General features: G+C 65.7%; 18 protein-coding genes and 1 other annotated feature. Of the genes, 9 read left to right on the top strand and 9 right to left on the bottom strand.

Annotated elements, in window-relative coordinates; genetic code table 11:
* Window positions 1-55: 55 nt before the first annotated feature.
* The 7 genes from ACZ5QD_RS14415 (at window position 56) to ACZ5QD_RS14385 (ending at window position 8,512) form a co-directional block, all read left to right on the top strand.
* Window positions 56-1,516, top strand: a complete 1,461-nt coding sequence (locus ACZ5QD_RS14415; RefSeq protein WP_003937316.1) for a cytochrome P450 — start codon at window positions 56-58, stop codon at window positions 1,514-1,516.
* Window positions 1,513-2,238 (top strand): transglutaminase-like domain-containing protein, encoded by a 726-nt coding sequence (locus ACZ5QD_RS14410; RefSeq protein ID WP_003937317.1) that lies wholly within the window; start codon window positions 1,513-1,515, stop codon window positions 2,236-2,238. The genes ACZ5QD_RS14415 and ACZ5QD_RS14410 overlap by 4 nt, the downstream gene beginning before the upstream one ends.
* The gene (locus ACZ5QD_RS14405) at window positions 2,235-3,764 is read left to right on the top strand and encodes an aldehyde dehydrogenase family protein (RefSeq protein WP_003937318.1); all 1,530 of its coding nucleotides are present in this window, start codon (window positions 2,235-2,237) and stop codon (window positions 3,762-3,764) included. The genes ACZ5QD_RS14410 and ACZ5QD_RS14405 overlap by 4 nt, the downstream gene beginning before the upstream one ends.
* Window positions 3,761-4,597: an SDR family oxidoreductase gene (locus ACZ5QD_RS14400; RefSeq protein ID WP_003937319.1), complete on the top strand. Its 837-nt coding sequence runs from the start codon at window positions 3,761-3,763 to the stop codon at window positions 4,595-4,597. Before ACZ5QD_RS14405 ends, ACZ5QD_RS14400 begins: the two co-directional genes overlap by 4 nt.
* A 49-nt stretch (window positions 4,598-4,646) precedes the next feature.
* On the top strand, window positions 4,647-5,714 hold the full coding sequence (locus tag ACZ5QD_RS14395) for a BtrH N-terminal domain-containing protein (RefSeq protein WP_003937320.1): 1,068 nt from the start codon (window positions 4,647-4,649) through the stop codon (window positions 5,712-5,714).
* A 74-nt stretch (window positions 5,715-5,788) separates the two neighbouring features.
* On the top strand, window positions 5,789-7,420 hold the full coding sequence (locus ACZ5QD_RS14390) for a long-chain fatty acid--CoA ligase (RefSeq protein WP_003937321.1): 1,632 nt from the start codon (window positions 5,789-5,791) through the stop codon (window positions 7,418-7,420).
* A gap of 531 nt (window positions 7,421-7,951) precedes the next feature.
* The gene (locus ACZ5QD_RS14385; protein WP_003937322.1) at window positions 7,952-8,512 is read left to right on the top strand and encodes an integrase core domain-containing protein; all 561 of its coding nucleotides are present in this window, start codon (window positions 7,952-7,954) and stop codon (window positions 8,510-8,512) included.
* Window positions 8,513-8,559: 47 nt separating this feature from the next.
* On the opposite strand, the gene ACZ5QD_RS14380 is transcribed toward ACZ5QD_RS14385, so the two are convergent.
* Window positions 8,560-9,246 (bottom strand): TetR/AcrR family transcriptional regulator, encoded by a 687-nt coding sequence (locus ACZ5QD_RS14380; protein WP_008382024.1) that lies wholly within the window; start codon window positions 9,244-9,246, stop codon window positions 8,560-8,562.
* Window positions 9,247-9,433: 187 nt separating this feature from the next.
* Here ACZ5QD_RS14380 and ACZ5QD_RS14375 point away from each other — a divergent pair, with 187 nt between their 5' ends.
* Window positions 9,434-10,915 (top strand): MFS transporter, encoded by a 1,482-nt coding sequence (locus tag ACZ5QD_RS14375; RefSeq protein ID WP_050792883.1) that lies wholly within the window; start codon window positions 9,434-9,436, stop codon window positions 10,913-10,915.
* A 24-nt stretch (window positions 10,916-10,939) separates the two neighbouring features.
* Here ACZ5QD_RS14375 and ACZ5QD_RS14370 read toward each other — a convergent pair.
* Window positions 10,940-12,162 (bottom strand): IS3 family transposase gene (locus ACZ5QD_RS14370; protein ID WP_233500136.1). Its coding sequence is split into 2 segments (ribosomal slippage): window positions 10,940-11,883 and window positions 11,883-12,162, totalling 1,224 coding nucleotides; the frame shifts between segments, so codons are not numbered across the junction.
* Window positions 11,760-11,893, bottom strand: a sequence feature (AL1L pseudoknot). (Overlaps the previous gene by 134 nt.)
* A gap of 180 nt (window positions 12,163-12,342) precedes the next feature.
* Here ACZ5QD_RS14370 and ACZ5QD_RS14365 point away from each other — a divergent pair.
* The gene (locus ACZ5QD_RS14365; RefSeq protein WP_464367272.1) at window positions 12,343-12,768 is read left to right on the top strand and encodes a Pycsar system effector family protein; all 426 of its coding nucleotides are present in this window, start codon (window positions 12,343-12,345) and stop codon (window positions 12,766-12,768) included.
* Window positions 12,769-13,655: 887 nt separating this feature from the next.
* Here the strand turns inward: ACZ5QD_RS14365 and ACZ5QD_RS14360 are convergent.
* The 7 genes from ACZ5QD_RS14360 to ACZ5QD_RS14330 all read right to left on the bottom strand — a co-directional run bounded on the left by ACZ5QD_RS14360 (window position 13,656) and on the right by ACZ5QD_RS14330 (window position 24,304).
* On the bottom strand, window positions 13,656-14,945 hold the full coding sequence (locus ACZ5QD_RS14360) for an McrC family protein (protein ID WP_464366899.1): 1,290 nt from the start codon (window positions 14,943-14,945) through the stop codon (window positions 13,656-13,658).
* Window positions 14,942-17,185: an McrB family protein gene (locus ACZ5QD_RS14355; RefSeq protein WP_464366898.1), complete on the bottom strand. Its 2,244-nt coding sequence runs from the start codon at window positions 17,183-17,185 to the stop codon at window positions 14,942-14,944. The genes ACZ5QD_RS14360 and ACZ5QD_RS14355 overlap by 4 nt, the downstream gene beginning before the upstream one ends.
* A gap of 136 nt (window positions 17,186-17,321) precedes the next feature.
* The gene (locus tag ACZ5QD_RS14350) at window positions 17,322-17,741 is read right to left on the bottom strand and encodes a hypothetical protein (RefSeq protein WP_464366897.1); all 420 of its coding nucleotides are present in this window, start codon (window positions 17,739-17,741) and stop codon (window positions 17,322-17,324) included.
* 226 nt (window positions 17,742-17,967) lie between these two features.
* Window positions 17,968-19,035, bottom strand: coding sequence for a type II toxin-antitoxin system antitoxin DNA ADP-ribosyl glycohydrolase DarG (gene darG / locus ACZ5QD_RS14345; RefSeq protein WP_464366896.1), 1,068 nt, complete (start codon window positions 19,033-19,035; stop codon window positions 17,968-17,970).
* A gap of 3 nt (window positions 19,036-19,038) precedes the next feature.
* A complete protein-coding gene (darT, locus tag ACZ5QD_RS14340) occupies window positions 19,039-19,680 on the bottom strand; it encodes a type II toxin-antitoxin system toxin DNA ADP-ribosyl transferase DarT (protein WP_464366895.1) in 642 nt (213 codons plus the stop codon).
* A 2-nt stretch (window positions 19,681-19,682) separates the two neighbouring features.
* On the bottom strand, window positions 19,683-20,555 hold the full coding sequence (locus ACZ5QD_RS14335) for a hypothetical protein (RefSeq protein ID WP_464366894.1): 873 nt from the start codon (window positions 20,553-20,555) through the stop codon (window positions 19,683-19,685).
* Window positions 20,552-24,304 carry an Eco57I restriction-modification methylase domain-containing protein gene (locus tag ACZ5QD_RS14330; RefSeq protein WP_464366893.1) on the bottom strand — a complete coding sequence of 1,251 codons (3,753 nt, stop codon included), beginning with the start codon at window positions 24,302-24,304 and terminating at the stop codon, window positions 20,552-20,554. The genes ACZ5QD_RS14335 and ACZ5QD_RS14330 overlap by 4 nt, the downstream gene beginning before the upstream one ends.
* Window positions 24,305-24,446: the final 142 nt, after the last annotated feature.

Below are 24,446 nucleotides of genomic sequence, written 5' to 3'. Positions count from 1 at the left end.
GCGGCGATGGTACGACAACAGCGAGTACGGGCCCACATTTCGGAAAGGAACGTCAGTGACGAACATCATCCAGCTCCCGCTGGCGAAGGGTCGTGAGCGGCTCTCGTCGGTATTCCTGGCACCATTGCCGAGTCGGGCCGACGCGACCCTGCTAGGGGTCAGCGACCAGTGGCCTGTTCGTGAGCTCGCCCCGCCCCCGGCGGGGTCGGGGCTCGAGCCCGTCCGAGGGACCGCGGGCATGCCTCTGCTCGGTCACACCCTGGACTACATCAGGTTCGGCTCCAACTTCACCCGGGCCAGGTACCAACGCTTCGGACCGGTCTGGTGGATGGGCGCCTTCGGCACGAGAATCGTGATGGTGGCGGGCGCGGATGCCACACAGGAGGCGCTGACGACCAAGGCGAAGTCGTTCTCCCAGGACGGGTGGACCTATCTCATCGATGCTTTCTTTCACCGGGGCCTGATGCTGATGAGCTTCGACGAGCACAGGATGCATCGGCGGATCATGCAGGAGGCGTTCACCCGCGACCGGCTCGCCGGCTACGTCGACCAGCTCGGCCCGACGCTGGAGACCAGCATCCGCAGGTGGACAGCGGGCCGGTCCACGCGCATCTACCCACTGTTGAAGGCCCTGACTCTCGACGTCGCAACGGAGGTCTTCATGGCAGGTCGGGGAGGGAGCGAGGACACTGACGCCATCAACGACGCCTTCGTGGCCACCGTGCGCGCAGCCAGCTCGATCATCCGTTTCCCGCTGCCGGGGACTCGGTGGCGCGCCGGAGTCCATGGGCGCACGCTCCTGGAGGACTACTTCACCCGGCATCTGCCGACGGCTCGAAGTGCCCAGGGAGACGACCTCTTTGCGGGGCTGTGCCATGCGCGCACGGCCGACGGTGAGGCGTTCACTGATGAGGACGTCGTCAACCACATGATCTTCTTGATGATGGCGGCCCACGATACCTCGACCATCACCACCACCGCTGCCGCCTACTTCCTCGCCAAGCACCCAGCCTGGCAGGAACGGGCTCGGGCCGAGTCCGACCGACTCGGTGAACGCCGCCCCGACATCGACGACCTGGACTCGATGGCGACTCTCGACCTGGTGATCAAGGAGACGCTGCGCCTCGTGGCGCCCGTGCCGATCGTGATGCGCAAGACGATCGAGAACGTGGAGATTGCCGGACGCCACATCCCGGCGGACACCCTGGTGGCCGTGGCTCCTGCGGTGAACCACTTCGACGAGTCGTGCTGGACCGAGCCCGACACCTTCGACCCCGACCGTTTCAGCGAGCCGCGCCATGAGGACCAGAATCACCGTTTCGGGTGGATCCCCTTCGGCGGAGGAGTGCACAAGTGCATTGGTCTGCACTTCGGCACCCTCGAGGTCAAGGCGATCCTGCACCACATGCTGCGCACTTACACCTGGTCGGTCCCCGACCAGTATGAAGTGAGATGGGACAACACCTCGCTCCCCATTCCTGTCGACGGGTTGCCGATCACCCTGGAGCGCAGATGAATCCGGCACCGGTGGCGTTCTTGGGGGCGACCGACTTCCTCGACATCGAGCACGAGTCCGTCCGGGCATTCACCGCCGCCGCGGTTGGGGATGCGAGCACCGACCGGGACAAGGCCAATCGCCTCTTCACCGCCGTCCGTGACCAGATCTGGTACGACCCCTACACGGTGTCGGACAATCCCGCCCACTATCGAGCCAGCTTCGTCCTCGAGTCCGGGCGCGCCTATTGCGTCCCGAAGGCGGTGCTCTTGACCGCGGTGTGCCGAGCGGCAGGGATTCCGGCGCTGCTGGGTTTCGCTGACGTCCGCAATCACCTGCAGACCGAAGCGCTGCGAGCGCTCATGGGCGGCACAGACCTGTTCGTCTATCACGGCTACAGCCGTCTCTACATCGACGGCCGGTGGTTGAAGGCGACGCCTGCGTTCAACACCGAGTTGTGTGCGCGTTTCGGTGTGCCGCCGGTGGATTTCGACGGTGATCGCGACGCACTCCTGCACGCCTTCACCGCCGACGGAGCCCAGCATATGGAGTACGTCCGCGAGCGCGGCATCTTCGACGATCTGCCTTTGAACGCGATCCTGACCGAGCTTCGGCATACCTATGGACCGTTGATGTTCAAGCGCGCTGACGTGATCGCTGACGCTTTCACCGACACACCCACCAGCCGCACCCAGCCCGACGGGATCTCCGGTGGGTTCCACTCACCCCTGGAGGACCGATGAGCACGGCGACCGCAGCGGACGCCTTGGACGTGTGCAACCCAGCCGATGGCCGGCTGATCGCAACCGTCCCTGTGGATGATCGCGAGACCGTGAACGGTGTCGCGGCTGACCTCCGCTGCGCCCAGGTCGGGTGGGTCGAGGCTGGCCCGCGGCAACGCGCCAGATGGTTGCATCGCTGGCGGGACTGGATCCTGGCTCACACCGACGAGCTCACCGATCTGCTGCAAGCCGAAACGGGCAAGGTGCGCCCAGATGCCCTCGTGGAGACGACCGCGTCGTGCGAATTCATCACCTACTACGCTGACAACGCCGAGAGGTTTCTCGCTGGCGAGCAGGTCAGGTCCTCGAGTCTGTTGAGTCTGCCGAAGCGGCTGTCCAAGACCTACCACCCATATCCGGTTGTCGGGCTCATCACGCCCTGGAACTTCCCGATCACCCTCTTCCTCATGGATGCAGCGCCCGCGTTGGCTGCCGGATGCGCGGTCCTGGCGAAGTCCTCGGAGGAGACGCCACTGACGTGTGCGCGGGTCGTCGAGGGCTGGCACGAGATCGGCGCCCCTCCGGTCTTGGCCCATGTTGTGGGTGCCGGCGAAGCGGGTGCGTCGGTGGTGGACGCCGCTGACTTCGTGCAGTTCACCGGCTCGACAGCCACCGGGCGTGCGGTCGCGATCCGCTGCGCCGAGCACCTGAAGCCGGTGAGCCTGGAGCTGGGCGGTAAGGATCCGGCGATAGTGCTGGAGGACGCCGACCTTGCTCGTGCGGTGGAGGGGATCGCGTGGGGCGGTCTGTTCAACGCAGGGCAGGTCTGCATCTCCGTCGAGCGGGTATACGTGGTAGCTGAGATCTACGACGAGTTCGTGGCCCGGCTGACGCAGAGGGTGCGCTCCCTGGCCCAGGGTGCGGCGACAGGTGACGACGTGGGTGCGATGGTCACTGCGAGGCAGGTCGAGATCGCCGATCGCCACGTCAGCCAGGCGGTGGCGGCGGGTGCGCGGGTCCTGGCCGGCGGAACCCGGAGTGCGGTCGGGAACTACTACGCTCCGACCGTCCTGGTCGGTGTCGACCACACGATGGCTTGCATGACCGAGGAGACCTTCGGCCCCACGATCCCGGTGATGCTGGTCGCGGATGAAGACGAGGCCATCCGTCTGGCCAACGACTCGGCGTACGGCCTGTCTGCGACGGTGTGGACCCGCGACCACGCTCGGGCACAGCGCATTGCGAAACGCCTGGACGCGGGTGCGGTCAACATCAACGACGTCTTCAGCAACCTCTTCGCCACCACACTGCCGCACAGTGGATGGAAGGCATCGGGTATCGGTGCGCGGCTCGGCGGTGCCTACGGGCTGCACAAGTACTGCCGGGTCCAGGCGGTGACCGAGCCGCGGATTCCTGTCCCGGCACGAGAACTCACGTGGTACCCGTACACCTCCCGGCGTGCGGCCATCGCCGAAAGAGTATTGCGCGCGGCAGCCGGCCGCGGCCTGTGGCAACGCCTCGGCCTGAACAAGGAGAACAGCAAGTGACGACGCACATCCCCCACACTGCCGCCAAGACTGTGGCGATCACCGGCGGAGCCCGCGGCATCGGCTACCAGACCGCGAAGGAGCTGATCCGACGAGGCCACCGCGTCGCCATCGGCGACGTCGACGAGGCACGTGCCAAAGAGGCCGCCGTCGAGCTCGGGGTGAAGGTCGTCACCCGCCTCGATGTCACCGATCCCGACTCGTTCCGCGAATTTCTCGACCTGGTCGAGGGGGGCCTCGGCCCCCTCGACGTGCTGATCAACAACGCGGGCATCATGCCCACCGGGCACGCCCACGAGGAAGCCGACGCGGTGACCCGGCGGCAGGTCGAGATCAACGTCCTGGGAGTCATCTTCGGGACCAAACTCGCCCTCCAACGGATGCTGCCGCGGCGTGCCGGGCACATCATCAACACCGCATCACTGGCCGGTGAGCTCGCCGTACCCGGTCTGGCGACCTATTGCGGCACCAAGTTCGCGGTCATCGGGTTCACTGAGGCAGCACGACAGGAATACCGCAAGTCCGGGGTCCAGCTGTCCACGGTCCGGCCTACGTTCACCAACACCGAGCTCGTCGCTGGGACGGCTGGGGCCAAGGGACTGCGCAACGCCGAGCCCGAGGAGATCGCTCGAGCGACAGCCGATCTGATCGAGAATCCGCGTTCTTTCGTGCGTGTCACCCGCCTCGCCGGCGGCATGGTCGCCGCGATGAAGTTCGTCCCCGGTCGGTTGGCTACCTGGCTCGGATCGGCCCTGGGCACGGACTCGGTGTTCCTCGACGACGTCGACATGAGGATACGCCAGGCCTACCTGGACAGAATCCGGAGCAACTGATCCAGTCTTCGAACCCCGTCGTGCGCCGATCCACCGAAGAGGAACTCCTATGCCCCGCAGAACCCTGATCAAGGACTACCCGCATCGGATGGCGGGGCATTGCGGCTCTGGCGCGATGCGCGATCTTCTGCACTGGCATGGTCTGGGGTGGGATGGACCGCCCGACGAAGGTCTGGTGTTCGCGCTCGGTGGCGCGGTGGGGCTATCCTACCTCCGGTCGAGCGACCTCGTCCCACCGCTGTACCTGGTGGGACGAGGTGCCGACTTCGAAGTCGATCTACCCCGCCGACTCGGCGGACAGGTCCACGTTCTCACGACCGACGATCCTCGCGAGGGATGGTCATGGGTTCTCGACGAGATCGAAGCAGGCAGACCCAGTCTGGTGTGGGGCGACATCGGTGAGTTGCCGTACCTGCGGGTCCAGTTGCGGATGAGTCGCCACGATATCGTCGTGATCGGTCACGACGAGGCCGAGGGGATCGCTTTTGTCGTGGACAATGACCGCGCCGAGGTGCAGGAGGTCCCGCTCGATGCGCTGGCTCGGGCGCGGTCCTCGAAGTCTTTCCCGGAACCGACGCGCCACTGCACCTACCGCATCATCTGGCCGGACGCGCTGCCAGACGTGGCGGAAGTAGCGGCAGAGGCATTTCGCCAGTCCGCGGCCAGTATGCGCCGCCCGTCGCAGCCCGGGATCGTCGATCTCACGACAGCGGCGGCCGGGGCCGAGGGCCTAGCTGCGGTCGTACAGCTGGCGGCCGACGTTCGGACCTGGGCCGATCTTCCGATAGACGACCTCGAGATCCTCCTGTTCAGCCTGAGCGCTTTTATCGAGAAGGCAGGTACCGGCGGCGGGCTGTTCCGCCGATTGCTCGCCGATGGCTGCGCGGATGTCGCACGCCTGACCGGCGACTTCGCCACCGCTCAACTCGCCGTCTCCGCCAGCCGTTGTGCGCAGGCATGGACCGAGACTGCACGTGCCGGTATCCGGCGCGACGTTGATGTGCGAGCGCGCGCGGCCGGGATGTCTTTGGCGGCTAGCCGGCTGCCAGAGCTGGAGTTGGACCTGGTCGAGTCCCTGGAGTCTGCTTCAAGCTCGCTTATGGCTGCAGATCGCTGACAGCCCCACTTTTCCCCGGACGCTCGGTCTCCGGATCGCTGTGTTCGAAGGCAACTCTCTCAACAAGGAATGCTATGCAGAGCACGATGATGAACGTCCCGTTGACAACTGCGGCGATTCTGCGCCACGGCTCGAGTGTGCATGGCTCGGCAACCGTGCGGACCTTGCAGCCCGACGGGAGCGTGAAGGTCGCCTCGTTCGCCGAGATCGGACGGCGGTCCGCCCAGTTGGCCAACGCGTTGCGCGGTTGCGGGATCACAGGCGATGAGCGCGTCGCAACCTTTATGTGGAACAACCAGGAACATGTGGAAGCCTACTGTGCGGTGCCCTCGATGGGCGCGGTACTGCACACTCTCAATCTACGCCTCGCCTCAGATCAACTCGTCTACATAGGCAACCACGCCGAGGACCGGGTCGTGATTCTCGACGGAAGCCTGGTCCCGCTGCTGGCCCCCGTGCTGCCGCACATCACCAGTGTGCACACCGTCGTCGTGACCGGGGGGGTGGACCTCACCCCGCTGCACCGTGACGGGCTCACAGTCGTGGGTTACGAGGAGTTCATCTCCGCTCAGCCCGAGACGTTCGACTGGCCTGACCTCGATGAGCAGTCAGCAGCCGCCATGTGTTACACCTCCGGTACCACCGGGACCCCCAAAGGCGTCGCCTACAGCCACCGGTCGACCTACCTGCATTCGATGGCGGCCTGCGCCGCCGACGGACTGCGAGTCGGCTGCGATGACCGGATCCTCGCTATTGTGCCGATGTTCCATGCCAACGCCTGGGGACTGGTCTATGCCGCCCTCATGGCAGGTGCCGACCTTCTCATGCCTGACCGGTTCCTGCAGGCCGAGCCGCTGGTACGGCTCATCGATGCCCAGAAGCCAACCGTCGCAGGCGCGGTCCCGACGATCTGGAACGACGTGCTGAACTTCGTGGAGGCCAACCCCAGCTACGACATCTCCTCTCTCGGCCTGGTTGCCTGCGGTGGCTCCGCCGTGCCCGTTCACCTGATGGAGATCTTCGAGGAGAAGTACGGCGTACAGGTTGTCCAGGCGTGGGGAATGACCGAGACCTCGCCGCTGGCCACCGTCGCGCGTCCGCCGGCATCGCTCGACACGCAGGAGCGGTGGCGCCTGCGAGCCACTCAAGGCCGTCCGGTTCCAGGTGTGGAATTGAGGATCGTCGGCGACGCGGGCAATGAGCTCCCGCACGACGGCGAAGCCGTCGGCGAGCTGCAGGTGCGCGGACCTTGGATCACCGGCTCGTACATCGGCGAAGAGGATGACGGGGAGAAGTTTCAGGACGGTTGGTTGCGCACCGGCGACGTCGGTCGGATCGATGAACGCAGTTTCGTCACGCTGACCGACCGCACAAAGGACGTGATCAAGTCTGGCGGGGAGTGGATCTCCTCGGTCGAGCTCGAACTGCTGCTCGCCGGACACCCCGATGTGCTCGAGGCATCTGTGATCGGGGTGCCGGACGAGAAGTGGCAGGAACGTCCCCTCGCGGTGATCGTCGTACGTGACGGGCGCGAGCCCACACCTGCCCATCTGCGTGACTTCCTCGTTGGCAAGGTCGCCAAATGGTGGCTGCCCGAGCGTTGGTGCTTCGTCTCCGAGGTGCCCAAGACCTCGGTCGGCAAGTTCGACAAGAAGCGCCTGCGCTCCCTGCATGCCGAAGGAGAGCTTGCCGTCGTCGAAATCTAGGAATCCTCTCTAGATCATCGAGCACGGGTCCCTGCTCACATCGTGGGGTTAGGATCCGCGGCGGACAGTCCGACTTCGAGTACCTTGCCCGGCCTTAGTGGTCACGCCTCTCTTCAGTCACGCCGCGAACGCAGACCGGGTGGTGCGACATACCCCACGCTGAGTCAGCCGAGAACCTCGCAGGCCAAACCTCGACTGCCGCGCGATCGCGGCCACTTGGCGGCCCTGGATACTTCCTGCTGGTACCTGCGAAAATTCCCACCTGCAGTGCTGGCGGCGGTCCGGTTCGACCATCGCAAGGTGTGGGCGATGTGCCGTTGCGACGGGCACCCGGTGTCGCAGGCGACCGTGCTGCGGTGCCTGCGAGACGAGGGTCTGCTGCCGCCAGCCGCAAGGCTGCGTTCGCCGCCGAGCCCACCGGCCCGAATCAGGTGTAGCGTTTGGACTTCAGTGAGTTCGAGACCACCGCTGGCGGGACGTGGCGTATCGCGGATTGCCGGGACTACTGGAGCAAATACGAGCATCCCTGGCATGTGTCGCCGACGGCGAACCAGCACGAACGCGATCACCGCGATCGAGCGCGCTTTGGCCGACTACGAGCAGTCGTACGACCACCCGCTGGCCGAAACGTGCCCACGCGAGCCCGGCCGTGGTCTCGAGCCCGCGGCGACGATCGTGACCTACAACGGCGGCCCGTTCCGGTCGTTCCGCTTCGAGGCGTTCGTCACCGCACACCCCGAACTGCGCCACGTCGGTACCCGAGTCAGGTCGCCGGGCCAGAACGGCTCGCGCGAACGCGGTTTCGGGTCGCTGAAGTACGAGCGACTGTTCCTCGAGGAGATCGATGACGTCTTGGCCGTGGTGAAGCACGCTGACGCCTACCGGGTCGAGCACAACACCGTCCGGCCGCACGAAGCCATCGCTTGGAACCGGCCGATCCAGATCCACCCTGGCCTGGTCGGCCCTCGGATCCCCAACTTTCCCCGAGACCGAAAACCTGCCAACTACTTGACACGGGACACGACGACGCAGCAGCGGCCTCGTCCAGGAGTGTTCGATCAACGGCTCTGGTATCCCTCACACCCGAATTGAGCCAGAGCCGTTGACCCGACCTCCGTACGTGCGGGCTTTTGTCGGTTTTACTTGCGGGTGTTGTGGTTGTGGTGGGCGGTGAGGAAATCGTCGACCAGGCGTGCGCAGTCGTGGTGGTCGATGCTGTGCAGCCCGGTGAGGCGAGCGAAGACGATCGGGCCCAGCAGCTGGATGATGACGAAGGTGGTGTCGAGGTCGCCGAGGTGGGCGCGGGCCTCAGGGCTGGTGAGGATGTGGTCGAACGGTTCGCGGTAGCGGCGGATGACCTGGGCGCGCAGGGAGGTGACCGCGCCCGAGTCAGGGGGTGCGCCGGGGTCGGGGGTAATGGATCCCATGGCCAGCCAGGACAGGGTGGTCAGCTGGAGGGGAGCGTTCTCGATCAGGTCGGCTTGGGCGGTGAGCAACGCGATCAACTGCTCGCGCACGGGCCCGTCGTCGGGTGGGGTGTCCACGCGTGGGAGTAGGCGTTCGAAGGTGGCCGCGAGCAGGTGGGTGCTGCTGCCGAAGTGCCGGTAGAGGGTGGTGCGCGCGACTTTCGAGGTGCGGGTGACCGCGTCGATGGTGACCGCGTCGATACCGCCGGTGGCCAGCAGATGGGTGGCCGCGTCGAGCAACCGTGCCCGCGAGCGCGCCAACCGCGGATCGGCCTGATCGAGATCCGCGTCCTGCTCGCCGGTGGCGGAGTGGGGCGCGGCGGGTCCGGTGCGGGTGTCGGCCTGGTCGCGGGTGGTCATGGTCGGGAAGACCTCCAAGGAAACGGGCGGCGGTGAATGTGTCCGATTTCGACTCTATCGCAACCACTCTCGCCTGTGATACTCATGGTAGCGAAGCGATACCGATGGTTTCGTCGGGTGGGAGGTGCCGGTGAACGCACCGGAAACGACTGACGGTCACAGTGTGCTGGCGCGGGCCGAATGGTGGATGCTGACGGTGTCGTGCCTGGCGGTGGCGCTGGTCGTCGCGGCGATGGCTGCACTGTATTCGGCGTTGCCGCTGATCGCGGTCGCGACCGGGGCGACCCAATCGCAGCTGACCTGGATCGTCGACGGCTACACCCTGATCCTGGCGTGCCTGGTCCTGCCCGCCGGCGCGGTGGGTGACCGCTACGGGCGCCGCGTCGTGCTGATCGCGGGCCTGGCGGTGTTCTCCGTGGCCTCGGCGCTGCCGCTGCTCATGTCGGGGCCGGTGTGGCTGATCGCGGCCCGCGCGGCGGCGGGCGCGGGCGCGGCACTGGTGATGCCCTCGACCCTGTCGATCCTGACCGCGGGGCTGCCCGAAGCGCATCGCGGGCGCGCGGTCGGGGTGTGGGCTGGGGTCGCCGGGTCCGGTGCGGTGCTCGGGATCCTCGGCTCGGGACTGCTGCTGGCGCGGTGGTCGTGGGAATCGGTGTTCGTGGGACTGACCGTGGCCGGGGTGGTGCTGGCCGCGCTGGCGTGCACCATCGCCGAATCCCGCGAGCGGGAACACCCGCCGGTGGACTGGGTGGGCGCGGTGGCGGTGGCGATCGCGATCGCGGCGATCGTGTTCGCCTGCGTCGAGATCCCCGCGCGCGGCTGGCTCGACCCGCTCGTGACCCCCACCCTCGCGCTCGGTGTCGCCGCGGCGGTGGTGTTCGTGATCATGGAGTTGCGGGTCGCCGCGCCGCTGCTGGATGTGCGGTTGTTCGCCCGGCGGGGGTTCGGGGCCGGGTCACTGTCGGTGACCATCCAGTTCCTGGTCACCTTCGGGGTGTTCCTGCTGCTGGTGCAATACCTGCAATTGATCCTCGGGTACGGGCCGCTCGGTTCGGCGCTGGGCCTGGTGCCGATGGCGGTGCCGCTGGTGGCGATCTCGGTGATCGCGCCGTGGCTGTCGAGCCGGGTCGGGCTGCGGGCGATGACCGTCACCGGGCTGCTCGCCATCGCGACCGGACTCTTCCTGGTGAGCCGGTTGACCCTGGCCGCCGACTACCCAGACCTGTTGTGGCCGTTGCTGATCCTGAGCGCCGGGCTGGGATTGTGCACCGCCCCGGCCACCTACGCCATCGTCGCCGACACCCCCGTGGCCAAACACGGTGTCGCCGCCGCCGTCAACGACGCCGCCCGCGAGATCGGCGCGGCCATCGGAATCGCCGTATCCGGCAGCGTGCTCGCCGCCGGATACACCCACCACATCCAACCCGCCCTGCCCCAGCTGCCCGAACCCGCTCGCGGCCCGGTCGCCGACTCCCTCGCCGCCGCCCTGCAGGTCGCCGACCGCGCCGGACCCGCCGCCCAGCCACTGGCCGAATTCGCCAAGACCGCGTTCGTACACGGCAGCACCCAGGCCGCGCTCGCGCTGGCGGCCATCACCGCGGCCGGAGCACTCGCGCTGGCCATCCTCGCCCCCGGACGCACACCCCGGCCCACCCCCACCACGACCTGAAGCGCCCTGGGTTTCGTTCCGTGGTTACACGGTCGCGGGCGCGGTCGTCGTGGTGTGAGTGTAGGTCGCTCCGACGTTCGCCGGGGTGCGGTAGCCGAGAGCTTCGTGGAGCCGGGAGGTGTTCCACCAGTGGACCCAGCCCATCGTGGCGAGCTCAACCTCGCTGACTGACTCCCAGATCCGCTTGGAGTAGATCAACTCCGCCTTGTATAGGCCGTTCACTGTCTCGGCCAGCGCGTTATCGTAGCTATCGCCGACGGTACCTACTGAAGCCGTAACTCCCGCGGCGAGCAGAGCGTCCGAATAGGCGAGCGAAACGTATTGACTACCCCTGTCGGAATGGTGGATCAATCCGCTTTCGTTCCTGCTCACCCCGGTGGACTGCAGTGCATGCTCCAGTGCGAGCAATGGCAGAGACTCCGTGTGGAGCGTGGGCGCGACCGCCCAGCCGACAATTCTGCGACTGAAGACATCGGTAACGAATGCGACGTAGCAGAACCCGGAGAGCATCCGGACGTAGGTGATGTCGGCGACCCAAAGCTGCTGCGGTCGATCCGCGACGAACCGCCGTTCAACGAGGTCCGGGCGCTGGTCATCTCCGTCTGCGGAGCAGGTGGTGACGGGCTTTCGACCTCGGCGAACGCCCTGCAGGCCGGCGATCTTCATCAGCCTCGCGACCTGGTCGCGACCGACGTTCCATCCTGCGTGGCGCATTGCGTGCCACATCTTCCGGACCCCATAGACGCTGTAGTTCGCCTGATGAATCCGCTGCACCTCCTCCGCCAGCATCTCGTCCCGAACGCTGCGAGCGGAGGCCGGCCTGTTCTTGGCAGCGCGGTATCCGCGGGAGGTGATGAACCCACATTCTGTCGCACTGAGGATGCGGCAGATGGCCTCGACCCCGAACTTCTCGCGATGCATGTCGACGAACGCGATCATTTCGTCGTGGGGCGGTCGAGTTCCGCTGCGAAAAACGCTGAGGCGGCCTTCAGGATCTCGTTCGCACGTCGCGCCTCGGCGAGCTCCCGCCGGAGACGGCGATTCTCCTCCTCGAGCGGCTCTCCCGGTCCGACCGGCTCGGTGGCGCCGTAGCGATTGCACCAGATCCGCAGCGTCTCTGTGCCGACACCGAGCTGCGGCGCGACGGCACGGATCGATGCTGCGCGAGGGCCGCCCTCGCGGGCTTGGCGGTCGTAGACCATGCGCACGGCACGCTCACGCAGCTCTGGACTGAACTTCTTGGGCATACTCCGATTCTCCTTGCTGAGACTCGGAACGGAACCCAGGGCGCTTCAACGCACCCCACGTCGTCGCCCTCGTCCGAGCCGGCAAGACCTTCGAGAAAGGCAAACTCGTCGAATCCGACACCCCATCAACATCGCAAGAGGAGGCCGCCTGAAACAACCTCATCCACAGGTCTTGACAATATCTCCGATACGAAGGCGCCATTTGCACTGACAATTGAGACCGCGCTCCTCGTGGGAGTTATCACGCTGTCGGGCGAGGGGCGGGTGCTCCATGACCTTGGGGGCTGGGCCGTAGTCTGGTACGTCGTTGGCATCCTCCTCTTAGTAGCTAGCGTCCTATGTGCGGCCTGGGTTGTGCGTCCCCGGCTACGGGCCTCCAACCTCGAGGTTGAGGCGCCGGACAACTTTGTCTATTTCGGACACCTGCGGCACCTGACGCCCGAAGCCGTTCAGGATCGGCTCGAGGGCCCGACTCTTCTTCCGGTACTGTCGAAACAGCTCGTGGAGATGAGCAAGATAGCGTGGACAAAGCACCGGCTTGTGCAGTTGTCTATGAGTCTTTCTCCGATTGGCGTTATGGCACTTGGCATATGTGCGACATGCTGACTTGTGTGAGGCGATGCTCGGTCGTCAGAGCAGAGGGGTTGCCGCTGCATGGGCGCCGCAAGAGATCGATCTACGCCAAATGTTCGCCGAAAGTGACTTGGATGGCCGACCACATGGAGAATCAAAATTGACACGACTCATCGAGGCACGCATGTTCTGTCAGACTTCCGGGGGTAGCGCTGCTAATCTCCGCTGCATCTCGACAGCGACGCGGGTTGTCGGGTGTAGATTCCGCTGAGGTTTGTCAGTTTCCGGGCTGGCTGTCAGTGGGTTTGGCAGTAAACGGGGTGTTTTCCGGGCTGGTTGTTCGTAGACCCGCTGCGATTCCAGTCGCACCTCGCGATTCCGGTTTCCTTGTCAGTTCGCGATTCGGATATTCGGGACTGCTGCACAGATAGGTGACAGTTCACTCAAGCAGCCTGAGTGGCTGTCGTGGTCATGATGGTCTCGTACTCCATGGGCGTCAATCGGCCGAGACGGGCCTGCCTGCGTAGGGGGTGATGGATCCGTTCGATCCGGGTCACGATCGCGGTGCGTAGCTTCTTCGCGGATGGTCCAGTTGCGGCGGTCGAGGACGTTTTCTGCCGCAACGCGAAGAATGACCTTCCATGGCCGCGTTGTCACCGGTTGCGCCGACCTGGCCCATCGATCCGACCGTGGCGTGCCGGTTGAGAGCGTGGACGAATTTCTTGCTGCGAAATTGCGATCCTCAGTCGGTGTGACGATGTAGCCGGCGATATCACCACGCCTGATGATGGCGTTGTTCAGCGCGTTGACCGCGAGCCTGGACTTCATCGGCTCGGGAGCAAACCCGAGCACGGACCGCTGACACGAACAGAAGTCCGACTTACCCCGTAGCGTCGCGCGGTTCCCTGAAGAGAGGGTACTCAGACAACGGGATGACTGCTTTCGCGTGGTTCGACCATGACCACGGGTAGCTGTTCTCGAACGGCAGGTGTTTGGAGTTCGGTGCTGGACAGCCATGCCGTCTCGGCGAGAAGCTCGATCTGAGCGAGTAGATCGGTGGGCTTCAACCTGAGATCGAGAGGATACTCGACGACCGTGACCGAGGTGTTGACGATTCGACGCGGTGTCGGACGGTCAGCGCCACCTGCATATACGAGCCACGCTGTGGGCAGATTGAGTGCGGTGCAGTAAGCGAGCATCTGGTAGTGGTCCGCGTTGGGGTAGCGTCCTCCGCGAGATGCCACCTTGTACTTGGCATCGAAGATCAGTCGCGGCGTGTGGTTCACGAGATGCACCACATCGGTTTCAAGGCGGACGGCCGACCTTCCGGCAACGGGCACGTCGAGGTAGCTGACGTACTGGGATTCGGTGTGGCCCGGATAGTTTCGTGCAAGTGATTCGCGCAGTGCGACCGTCACGAAATCCTCGAACACCTTCCACATCTCAACGACGAAGGCGGCCACGTGGGTGTCCCCTGGCCCGGCCTCGGCTGAACAGTGCCGCAGGATCACCTCCGCGAGACGCAGCGCTGGCTGATATCGCGCGTTCAGCCGGGACGGCTGCCAGAGTGGGATGGGCGCGCCGTGACGGATCACTTCGACGCCGTCGAGTCTGCCGTCGAGATGTGCGAGGCGCGCGCGAGCTGGGCTGCTCAGCCCTGGAACCGCGAGCATCCGACGCAGCGCGGTCCGCAGGATCCGGTTCTCGGCGGTGTCGATAGTGTAGTCGTCGTAGGTGATCTCGAGTGGCAATAGCAGGCCGGGTCGACGGGCGAGTTGGTCGCCGATGCGGATGCGGCCGCGGACGGTGCGAGCGGCGTCGTCGACGGTGCGGTAGCCCTGCAGGACGCCGTGCAGCAGCGCTCGGTCGGTGATGCGGGCGAGTGATTCCGCCAGTACCGCCCACAAGTCGGGATGCTCCTCGGCCTCGACATCGTCGTAGCACGGGTCGAGGAAGCCGGGATCGGCGGCGTAGCCGAGCAGGAACAGCAGCCGCGTCAGGCCCACCTGATCCTTCGGGGTCACCTGCACCTGAAGGTCGTTGACCCGTACGGCGCCGACCCGCTTGCGGGGCAGCAGCGTCCAGGCCCCGGCCCCGGCAGGTCTCACCTCGACCAGCTGGGTGCCTGCTAGGGCGGTCGCGGTCACCGCATCGAGGGCGATGGTACGGCCCGTGGTGTCGAGTTCGTCGAGGACGACGTGGATGCTCACTCCTGATCGTCGGGTACGGTGTCCGGTGCCGGGTCCGGCTCGACGGCACGACGCACGGCGTTCAACCCGAATCGGCGCCCGATCTCGGCGCGGCTCGCCCGACCATAGTGGTGCTCTTCGAGTAGCGGCAGCAGGTCGTACCGCCAGATGCGTTCGAGCCCGGCGTCAGTCTCCGCGTCCGGCCGCATCAGGTATGACGGGCCGATCCGCAGGTCGCGGTCGGTCTCGTCGATTCGGGAGTTCAGTTCCGTGAGCAAACGGGCGAGGTGGCGGTCCTTGCCGTTCGCCGCCAGGTAGTTGTCGAGCACGTCCCGTACCGGGGGTTCGTCGGGGTGCAGTTCGACGAACGCGAATCGTCGACGTATCGCCGCGTCGATCAACGCGATCGAGCGGTCGGAGGTGTTCATCGTCCCGATGATGTACAGGTTCGGCGGCAGCCGGAACGGTGTGTCCGGCGAGTACTGCGGTTGGACGTACTCGCCGCGGTATTCGAGCAGAAAGTACAACTCGCCGAACACCTTCGCCAGGTTTGCCCGGTTCATCTCGTCGATGATGAGCACGTACGCGTCGCCGGCATTCTCCGGCGCCGTGGCCTGACTGGCGATCCGCCGGAGCGGTCCCGCTTGCAGGATGAAACCGGCGTTGTCGGGGTCGGGGCGGAAACCCTCGAAGAAGTCTTCGTAGGCGTACGACGGATGGAACTGCACCAGCTGGCGACGGCTGGCGCCGTCGGTGCCCACGATGTGGTCGGCGAGCGCGCGAGCGAGGAAGGTCTTCCCGGTTCCGGGCGGTCCGTACAGGACGATCTGCCGACGGGATTCGAGCAGATCGAGGAACTCCTGCAGGTATGCGCGATCCATGTGGGTACGTCGCACGAGATCATCCCCGACGGGCGGAAACCGGATCGGGGCCGGAGGTATCGGCGGGGGAGGCGGCAGCGTCTGCTCATCGTCCTCGACGGTGTCCGGATCGCCGAGGTACCCGGTGATCGTGTCGATGGCATCGGTGAGTTCGACGACGCTGCCTTGCTGTTCCAGCAGGGTCGGCAGTGGTGCGACGAGATCGGAGGCGGGGACGGCGTCGGCGGACCACTGTGCGGTGCGCCGAAGCCGGGCGCCGGGATCACCCACGGTTTCGGGTTCTCCCAGGATGGTGCCGACGTGGAGGGTGTCGTCGATGCGGGTGACGACGAGGTCGCCGGGCTTCATCCGGTTCAGGAATGCGTGGTAGTCGGAGGCGAGTTCGCCGCGTCGCTGATAGTCGGCGTTCTGGTAACCGGCGTCGACGGCGGCGCGGACCTGAGCATGAGTCGACCCGGCCGCGACGGGGCCGAGATACGTCGCGGCGAGGGAAACGAATCCCTCGGTGTTCCACCGCGTGACCAGCCCGGCGCCGCCGTCGGTGCCGGGCCGGACCAACCAGGCGCGTTGGGCGTCATCGGATGTCGGCTGCCACTGCTCGATGTAGGGGCTTGCATACCAGTCGAGGGGCGAGTCCGGGTCAGTGTCGAGTTCGGCGCGGATCGCGTGCAGATCCCGGTCGATCGACTCCTCGTCGTTGCCAGCCGGTCCGCCGATGACGTGGGCGAAGGTGTCACGGATCGCGCGTTTGTGCGTCTTGGAGACGATGTGCTCGTAGTAGCCAGGCCAGGCCAGGTACCCCAACGAGTAGCGGATGCCGGTGCTGTCCTTGGGTGTGCGTCGCAGTGCCCGTCCGAACTCCCAAGGGTCACTCAACGCCGCCGCGCGGGTCGCCTCGGGCAGAGACACCCAAGTCTGGACGAGGCGGCACAACCAGTTGAACTGGTGTCGGCGTCCGGACGTGAAGCCTTGGGACCCGTTGAAGACAAAGCTCTCGTCGAGCGCGGAATCCAGGTCGTCGGGGAGCGCAGTCGGTGGATTGGTCCATGACAAGACGGTGTTGACGAGGTTCCGTTTGGTGTCGGCCCTGAGGTTCCACAGTGGGCCGCACTGCAGGTACAGCAACTCTGCGGCGAGAAGGATCGCTGCTCGCGGTGCGCCGTCGAGTTGGCGTTCGAGCTTGGCAAGGAAGGTGTTGTCGCTGACGTCGGGATTGCCCTGGACGCGCCGCAGGATCTCCTCCGCCGCCGCACTTGTCCAGGTGCTGACGGACGGGTCGAGCGCGGATGGTTCCCCACGGAGTCCGGCGCCCAGGATCGCCCATGCGGCGGTCTCGATCTCGGGGTATCCGCCGGTTCCGCGCGGGTGGACGTCGGTCATGGGTCTCGCTCTCGTGGGCAGTCTGTCAGCGCTCTCCCGACGGTAGTCGTTGGATGCGCCGGAATCCCGGAAGCCCCGCGCGGTCGGCTCAGTTCACGGTGGCGCGGCAGTACTCCTGGCTGTTGCCGGCATCGATTCAGTTCTTCCAGTCGATCTGCCCCTGCACCCACGGAGACGGCGCCCGGACCGTCGTGACGCACCGGTCGTCCGGGACGGTTGTGCCGGACGGGTAGCGGTACACGGTGCCGTCGCACGTGGGTGTGTTCGCCTCGACCTCTGCGCGAGAAATCTCGTCGTGCTGGGCCTGGCAGGGCACGATGTACGGCTCCGGGGTGGTCTCGACAATCGGCTCCGGCTCGATGGCGGGTGCAACGGTCGTCGTGGCGTCGACGGTCGGGGTCAGCTCGCTGGTACTCGGCGCTGTCGTTGTCGGGGCCGCTGCCGTCGAATTCATCGTTGTTGTTGTCGGTGTGGGTTCGGCGTTGTCGGGACTCGCGCACGCGGCGAGGGGCGCGATCAGCAGAACGAGGGTCGCAAGGACGCGTCGAGTCATCACGATTGAACTGTCCGAGAAACCGCGCAGCGTTTCGGTCGGGGCCTGATCGGTCCCGGAATGGGTTGGTAGTCACCTCGGTCTACGGAAGGTCGTTCATCAGTTCTTCGATCGCGCCGGCCCGGTGTTCGTCAGCGTTCGCGAACTGCTGGTGAAGCTCGGCCCGGTCGAGTTCTCGTCGGAGTTCGACGGTCATGTGTGTGGTGCCGGGATGTGGCGGAGGGCCGGTTCAGACTTCGGCAAGGAGACCTCGCTCGTGCAGTGCTGACCAGGCCACCCGGATGTGGTCCTCGGTGAACATCCGCTTCTTTCGCGGTGTCCACTGGTGGACGAGATTGACGGCCTCCTGCCAGTCCGCGCCGGCGTCGGGGTTCTCGGCGGATACCCAGTGGACGGTCGCGAGCAGCTCCATACCGTACATGGACTCGAATCCGTCGACGACGTCCATCACCTGCTCGATGCGAGCGACGGTCTCCGGGTGGTCGGCCAAGACAGCCTCGGCGGCGTCGATCGCACCGGGCAGAGTACGAATCGGGTCGGCCTCGAGGGCACGTGCACTACCGTCGCCGAACCCTGTCAGGTAATGGCCCTCTACCGCGTGGAGCACGTGCCGCAAGTTGTCGGCGTACGGGCCGTACCGGTTCTTCGCGTAGTTCAGGCGGAGGGGTTCACCGAGTATCTGCAGGAAGTACATCAGCTTCTGTACCTCGAGTGGCGTGGCACCCAGTGCGAGCCGCGAGTAGCGGTCGAGGAGGGCCACTAGTGCGGCGCGTCCCCCCGACATAGGCGGCCTGTCCGTTGCATTGGGCATCGCCGCCGCGGCAGGTGTTGCACCCGGAGCGTAAAGCCGCGCGTTCACATCCGGAATCTCGGTGAACGCGGTACAGATCAGCGGCTCCACGTCCGCCCAGTCCAGGCCACCGTTGCCGCAGCCGAGTGGCGGCAGTGCAATCGACGTGATGCCGAGCTCGGCGACGACGCGGACGAGGTCGGCGAGGCCGGCCTCGATGTCGCGGAGCTTGGATCCGGCGCGCCAATGGCTCTTGGTGGGGAAGTTGATGATGAAGCGGGGGCCGTCGAGTGCGCCCGTCTCCCACACGTGCATGCGGCCGAGCTGCACCTCACCGGCCTTGCATGCCTTCACGTAGGCGGCGAACATGTCCGGGTATGCCTTGCGAAATTGAAGAGCGATGCCCTTGCCCATCACACCCACCGTGTTGACGGTGTTAACCAGCGCATCGACATCTGCCTGCAGCAGATTGCCGGTGACCGTGGTCAGCATCGGTGTGGTCTCCATCGCTCAAAAATAGGATCCAGGACTGACATGGATGGGCGGTATCGCCACATCCAGCGTAGACAAGGCCAATCGAACCCGCTCGGCTCGGGCCTCGTCGTAGACCGCGATCTTGGTGAAAGCATCCCACGGCACCTGGTCGTGGACGAGGCACTCGGCCATGCGCCGTTCCATCCGGTCGGGATCGTCGGGAGTGTTCCGCCACATCGTCGCCTCCATGACATCCCAGTCGACGAGAGTGTCGAGGTCGGGAAGGAGGTCCGAATGCTTGCAGAACGTCAGCGCAGCATTTCGGTCGGTGAACACTGGCCGAAGACCGCGCTCGATGAGTGTCTCCACCGTGGTCAGAAGGTAGACCAAGTCGTACTCGTCGCCAGTGAAAGTCGGCACGTTGCCGCGATGGATCGAGTACAGCATCGGGCTGCGGGACGTGAAGTAGAACGGCACGTAGTCGGAAACGACACCGCCGGCACCAGCCGAGACCGGACGTTCACGACGACGAGCTTTGATGCTCGTGTTTCCTGCTTCGGTAGTGAGGAGTCCGTCGGCTTGCGCTCGTGTGTCGGACATCAATCCATGAACGGCGATCGTCGGTAAGTGGTCGATGTGAGTGAAGTGACCAACCGGCGTCGGGATCGGACGTCGCACGCTCAGCGGCTCCTTGCGGGATGTCGGGGCCCGAGGCCGGGCGCGGGGGTCAGGATCGAATCGTAGGTGGTGCCCGTGTCAGCGGCGCGCTGCATGGCGTCGAAGATCTCCAGGACCACCCCCTTGGTGCGGTACTCGCCGTGAGCCTCCTCGTCCTTGCGGCGGACGATGGGGAAGGTGTCGAGGATGTAGTCGGCGTCATCGCGGGACACGCCGTACAGGTGGAAGAATGCGGCATCGAGCTCCGCGCGCAGGGGAAAGCGGCGGTCGGGGTCCCACACGAATGGGGCGCCCGTATCGCCGAGGTCTTCCGCGAACGGCTGCATGTCCCAGGCGGTGTAGGTGAGTTCGAGGACTCGCAGCCGGACCCAATCGGAGAGCTCGGATGCTGGATCCCACGGTGTCGGGACGCCGAACGCTGCGGGCCGGGGCACTGGCAACTGCTTCATGGTGAAGAATTTCAGGTGCGTCCCACCGACCTTCTGGCGCGCGCAGAAGTCGAACGCCAGGCTGTTCAACGAAGCAACGAGGAGCGCTGCCGAAGCCGAATCCTGTTCGGGGAGCATCAGGAGGGTTCCACCTTCAGGGGCGTCCCCTGAACCCGTGACTGCCGCGATCGTTGTCCGGGCGTCGGTGGCGCGTGCAATGTCGCGCCAGCCGAGCAGCCAGTCTCGCTCCCAACGATCAGCGAGGGATTCGGACACCTTGCCCGCGTCAACCCAGTACCGGGGAAGTGCAAGATCCTTCGGGTTCGCCTTCTCGACATCGGACTTGTCGCGAACTGCGCCGCTGGTGTAAGTCGCCCAGCGATGATCAAACTGGTGGATCATCTTCGCCTCGTAGAGCGGCAGCATCCGCTCGACGGTCTCGGTCATGGTGCTACCTCCTGCATTTCGTGGCGGGGGCCGTGGCCGGGCGCCGGGTCGAGGATCGTTCGGTACGGCTCGCCGGTGTCGATGGCCAGCTGCATCGCGTCGAAGACTTCCAACATCACACGCTTGGTACGGAACTCGTGGTAGCGCGACTCTTCCTTGCCGCGCAGCACAGCGAACGTGTCGAGGATGTAGGCGACGTCGTCACGGGTGATGCCGTACAGGTGGAAGAACGCGGCATCAAGTTCAGCGCGGAGGAGGGATCGCCGTGCTGGATCCCACTCGAAGGGCACTCCGACATCATTGAAGTCCGTGGCAAAGCTGCTCAGGTCGTTCGCGGTATAGCGCAACTCAACCGATCGCTCAGTGATCCAGTCCGCGACGACTGTATCCCGGTCCCAGGGGGCCGGAATCGTGAACGCGTCCGGCGGAACTGTAGCCAGCTGCTTCAGATAGGAATAGGTGACATGCGTTCCGCCGATCTTCTGTCGTGTCACGTAGTCGTAGGCAAGAGACGACCAGGTTGTGCTCAGTTGTTCGAGATCATGGGCGAAGGCGATGGGAGCCGTGTGTCCCACTGCAGTTCGAGGAAGAACAGTCGAGATGAGGGTGCGTTCATCCGTTGACCGAGCAATGTCCCGGAACGATACGAGCCACCGCGCTTGGGGGTCAGGGAGTCGCTCGTCGACCTCCGACTGCGCAACCCAGTACCGCGGCAGTGGAGCGAAGCTCGGGTCTGACTTCTCCGCGTTCGTCACGTCGCGGATCGTGTCGCCGTCGTAGGTCGCCCAGCGATGATCGAAGTGGTGCAACATCTTTGCCTCATACACCGGAACCATTACCTCCCTGAATCCTCGGGGGGGGGTCTCGCGTATGAAGACATTGCCGTCCAGCACCCAACCGTCGGCTTCGAGTTCCTCGCGGGTGTGGAACAGGTGCGAGTCACTGGTCATGTTGAACAGGCCCTGCATGAACGACACACCCCACGGGTTGCCGTTCACCGGATCGTTCTCGTTGACCAGCACCGGAACTCGGCGGTAGATGCCGAGGGTGATGTCGGCATCGCGGCGGCTACGGAAGATCGGCACGGTGCCAGTATTCGGGTTCAACAGTGTGATCTCCTCCGGTGTCAACGCGAACTCGGAGGTGGCGATGGCCTGTGGGTCGTGCAGGAAGAACGCGAACGTCGCCGCATCCTCGCGTTCGGCGCGGCCGGCGATGGTGAGCAGGCAGAACTTGAAGCTGCGGTGCACGCTCTCGAAAATCGGTGCCGCGTTCTCGAAGTCGTACAGTGCGGCCAGGGACTTCTTCTCGATCATGTCCTTGAAGAAGTACTGAGTGGTGGCGTCGGTGGCGATTCCGGTCGGAACGATGATGCCGGTGCGGCCCTTCGGCGCAGTCAGGCTACGGAACAGCTCCGCGAACACCGGGTCCGTTTTGACCCGCCCACGCCCGGTGAACGGGTAGCGCGCGGACACCGATGCGAAATGGCGGAGGCAGTCGATGTTGCGCTTGTCGGCTCGGTACCGTCTGAAGAGGAGTGGGTCGACCGACTCCAGCTTCGCAACGAGCTTCTTGCGTTTCGCTCCAGTGGCCGCCGCGATCTCTGGATCGCGTCCGGCGAAGTACTCCTGTTCTTTCAGTTCGATGTGCTCCCACGGCGGATTCCCCAACATGCACGAGAACCCACCGGTCCAACCCTCCGGTCCGGTATCGGTGACGGTGTCGTTGTGGAAGATCTCCGGGAACTCCAGATCCCAATGGAAGAAGCGGTATTCGCGGGCGAGCCGGTCGATCTCGGCGGCTGTCGCCGACGGTGCGTTGCCGTCCTCCATCATGCGGAGCACCATGTTCGTCGGTGGCTCCGGCGCATCTTCGTGCAGCGGCCACACGAACGCCGCCACCCATGCGTCGGCGCGCCGCCGCCGGGCCACCACCTCGTCGGACGATTCCAGATCGCGCAGCGCCTGGGCGCGGGCGCGTTCGCCGGCGACGTCGTCGAGGGCCCCGACCAGCGCGCGGCGCCGACGGGCCAGTTTCTCCACCGGATCCTCGGCGGCACCGAGGAACAGAGCATCCTGGCCGGCGAACGCGCCGCCCTCCGACTTGTTGCGCTTCTTGATCGCCTTCGCGTACTCCTTGTCGTCCCCCTCGAGCGGCTTGAACGCATCGTCCGGGACACCCGCCGCCAACAGCGCCGGGGTGGTGCCGAGCAGGGCGTTGCCGACCTTGATCCGCGCATCCAGGAAACCCAGCGGCTTACCGGGTTCGAGCGCCTCGAGCCATAGCGACACCTTCGCCAGATCCGCTGCCAGCTCGTTGATGTCGACGCCGTAGATGCACCGGCCCACCACATCCCGCAGCGCATGCTGTACGTCCGCCGGGGTCGGCTGATCCTCACCGGAGCGCACCGCCGCCAACCGGGCAGCGATGCGTCGGGCGGCGGCCACCAGGAACCCGCCGGACCCGCTCGCCGGGTCGCACACGGTGATCGCCAGCAGCCGCTGCTGGGCGTCCGCGGCATCGTCGGCGTTCTTCACGGCATCGTCGAGCAGCGGGTCGAGTGCGGTGTCCAGCAGCGCCGACACCAACGCCGGTGGCGTGTAGTACGAGCCGGTGGTCTTGCGTTCGTTGCCGGCCACCTGCTCGAGCGTGAACGTGTGCTCTGCCAGATCGACCCGCGGAACCAGTTCGAGCAGCGACTCGTAGACGCTGCCCAGCTCTTCGGCACCCAGGTGCCGGTAGTCCACCGGCTGAATCCGCTGCCCGCGCACCGACACCCAGCCCAACGCGCGGATCGCCGACAGGAAATCGGCGTTGGCGATCTCGGCACCCAGCACCAGGTCCGGGTACGGCTGGCCCGGCAGCTTCGGCTCCCGCGGGGAGGGGTCGAACAGTCCGCCCAGCGCGGGCACCGCCAGCTGCGCGATGCCGTCGCCGCCGAGGCCACGCAACACCAGCCGCATCGACTGCCACAGGTCTGGATGCGGGCCCCCGGCCCGCGCGCGGCTCAGCCGCCGCAGCCGTGCCGTGGAGAAGTAGCGTCGATAGCGGTCCACCGCACTCGGCTCAGCCGCCGGATCGAGCAGCGAATCCCGTTCCTCCGCAACAAAACAGAACAACAAGCGGTAGGCGGTGCGCAGCAATGCCGTGTGAAACTGCCGGTCCGTGATCGCGCCCGAATACAGCGCGTCGAGCAGCCACCGGTTCGACGGATGCCGCAGAATTCCCGAACCCAGCGACTGCAACGCGCTCTCGACACCGTCCCGCAACTGGTTCAATGCGCGGGTGCCGGCATCGACGGCCTCACCGCGCCACGACTCGAGCCAGCAATCCGACGGCGGCGCTTCGTGACCGCCGCGCTTCTCGAGTCGTGACACGTGTACCAGCTGCCATAGCAGCAGGAACTCCGCATACAGTTCACCGTCGAATATCGCCTCGAGGTCAAACTCCAGATACGCGGATCCGGCGAGCGCCGTCGAATCCCGCAGCAGCCGCAACCGCAGGCCGTTGCTGACGATTGCCCACAGGTAGTCGTCGCGAATGTTGAGGAACTCCTGCACCATCGCCTGCGGTGCCCGCGCCGCACCCCTCACCCCCGGATTGCGACGGTCCAGATCCACACCGGGGCCCAACAGGTGCACCGGCACGTGCCCCCACAGGTGCGAGACCGGATGATCACCCTCGCCGGTCTCCCCGGCCGGCATCGCCGGCACCTGCCCGTAGTCGAGGGTGCGGAGCAGCGGCAGCAACCACTTCTCCCGGGCCGCACCCGTCCCGGCCGTACCCGGCGTGCGGGCTTCGTCCTCCGCTCGCCACGCGGACCACGCACCCCGCAGATACGCCCACGCACGTGACGCCGCATCACGCGGGGTCTCGGTGCCCACCAGGTGA

The sequence above is a fragment of the Gordonia sp. J1A genome, from assembly GCF_055393515.1.
This window is presented reverse-complemented; position numbering and strand designations above follow the sequence as displayed.

Coding starts and splice junctions, on each gene's coding strand:
- ACZ5QD_RS14410 (WP_003937317.1), top strand. CDS start 1,513: ATGAATCCGGCACCGGTGGCGTTCTTGGGGGCGACCGACTTCCTCGAC.
- ACZ5QD_RS14405 (WP_003937318.1), top strand. CDS start 2,235: ATGAGCACGGCGACCGCAGCGGACGCCTTGGACGTGTGCAACCCAGCC.
- ACZ5QD_RS14395 (WP_003937320.1), top strand. CDS start 4,647: ATGCCCCGCAGAACCCTGATCAAGGACTACCCGCATCGGATGGCGGGG.
- ACZ5QD_RS14390 (WP_003937321.1), top strand. CDS start 5,789: ATGCAGAGCACGATGATGAACGTCCCGTTGACAACTGCGGCGATTCTG.
- ACZ5QD_RS14385 (WP_003937322.1), top strand. CDS start 7,952: ATGTGTCGCCGACGGCGAACCAGCACGAACGCGATCACCGCGATCGAG.
- ACZ5QD_RS14380 (WP_008382024.1), bottom strand. CDS start 9,246: ATGACCACCCGCGACCAGGCCGACACCCGCACCGGACCCGCCGCGCCC.
- ACZ5QD_RS14375 (WP_050792883.1), top strand. CDS start 9,434: ATGCTGACGGTGTCGTGCCTGGCGGTGGCGCTGGTCGTCGCGGCGATG.
- ACZ5QD_RS14355 (WP_464366898.1), bottom strand. CDS start 17,185: ATGACCGACGTCCACCCGCGCGGAACCGGCGGATACCCCGAGATCGAG.
- darG (WP_464366896.1), bottom strand. CDS start 19,035: ATGGAGACCACACCGATGCTGACCACGGTCACCGGCAATCTGCTGCAG.
- ACZ5QD_RS14335 (WP_464366894.1), bottom strand. CDS start 20,555: ATGACCGAGACCGTCGAGCGGATGCTGCCGCTCTACGAGGCGAAGATG.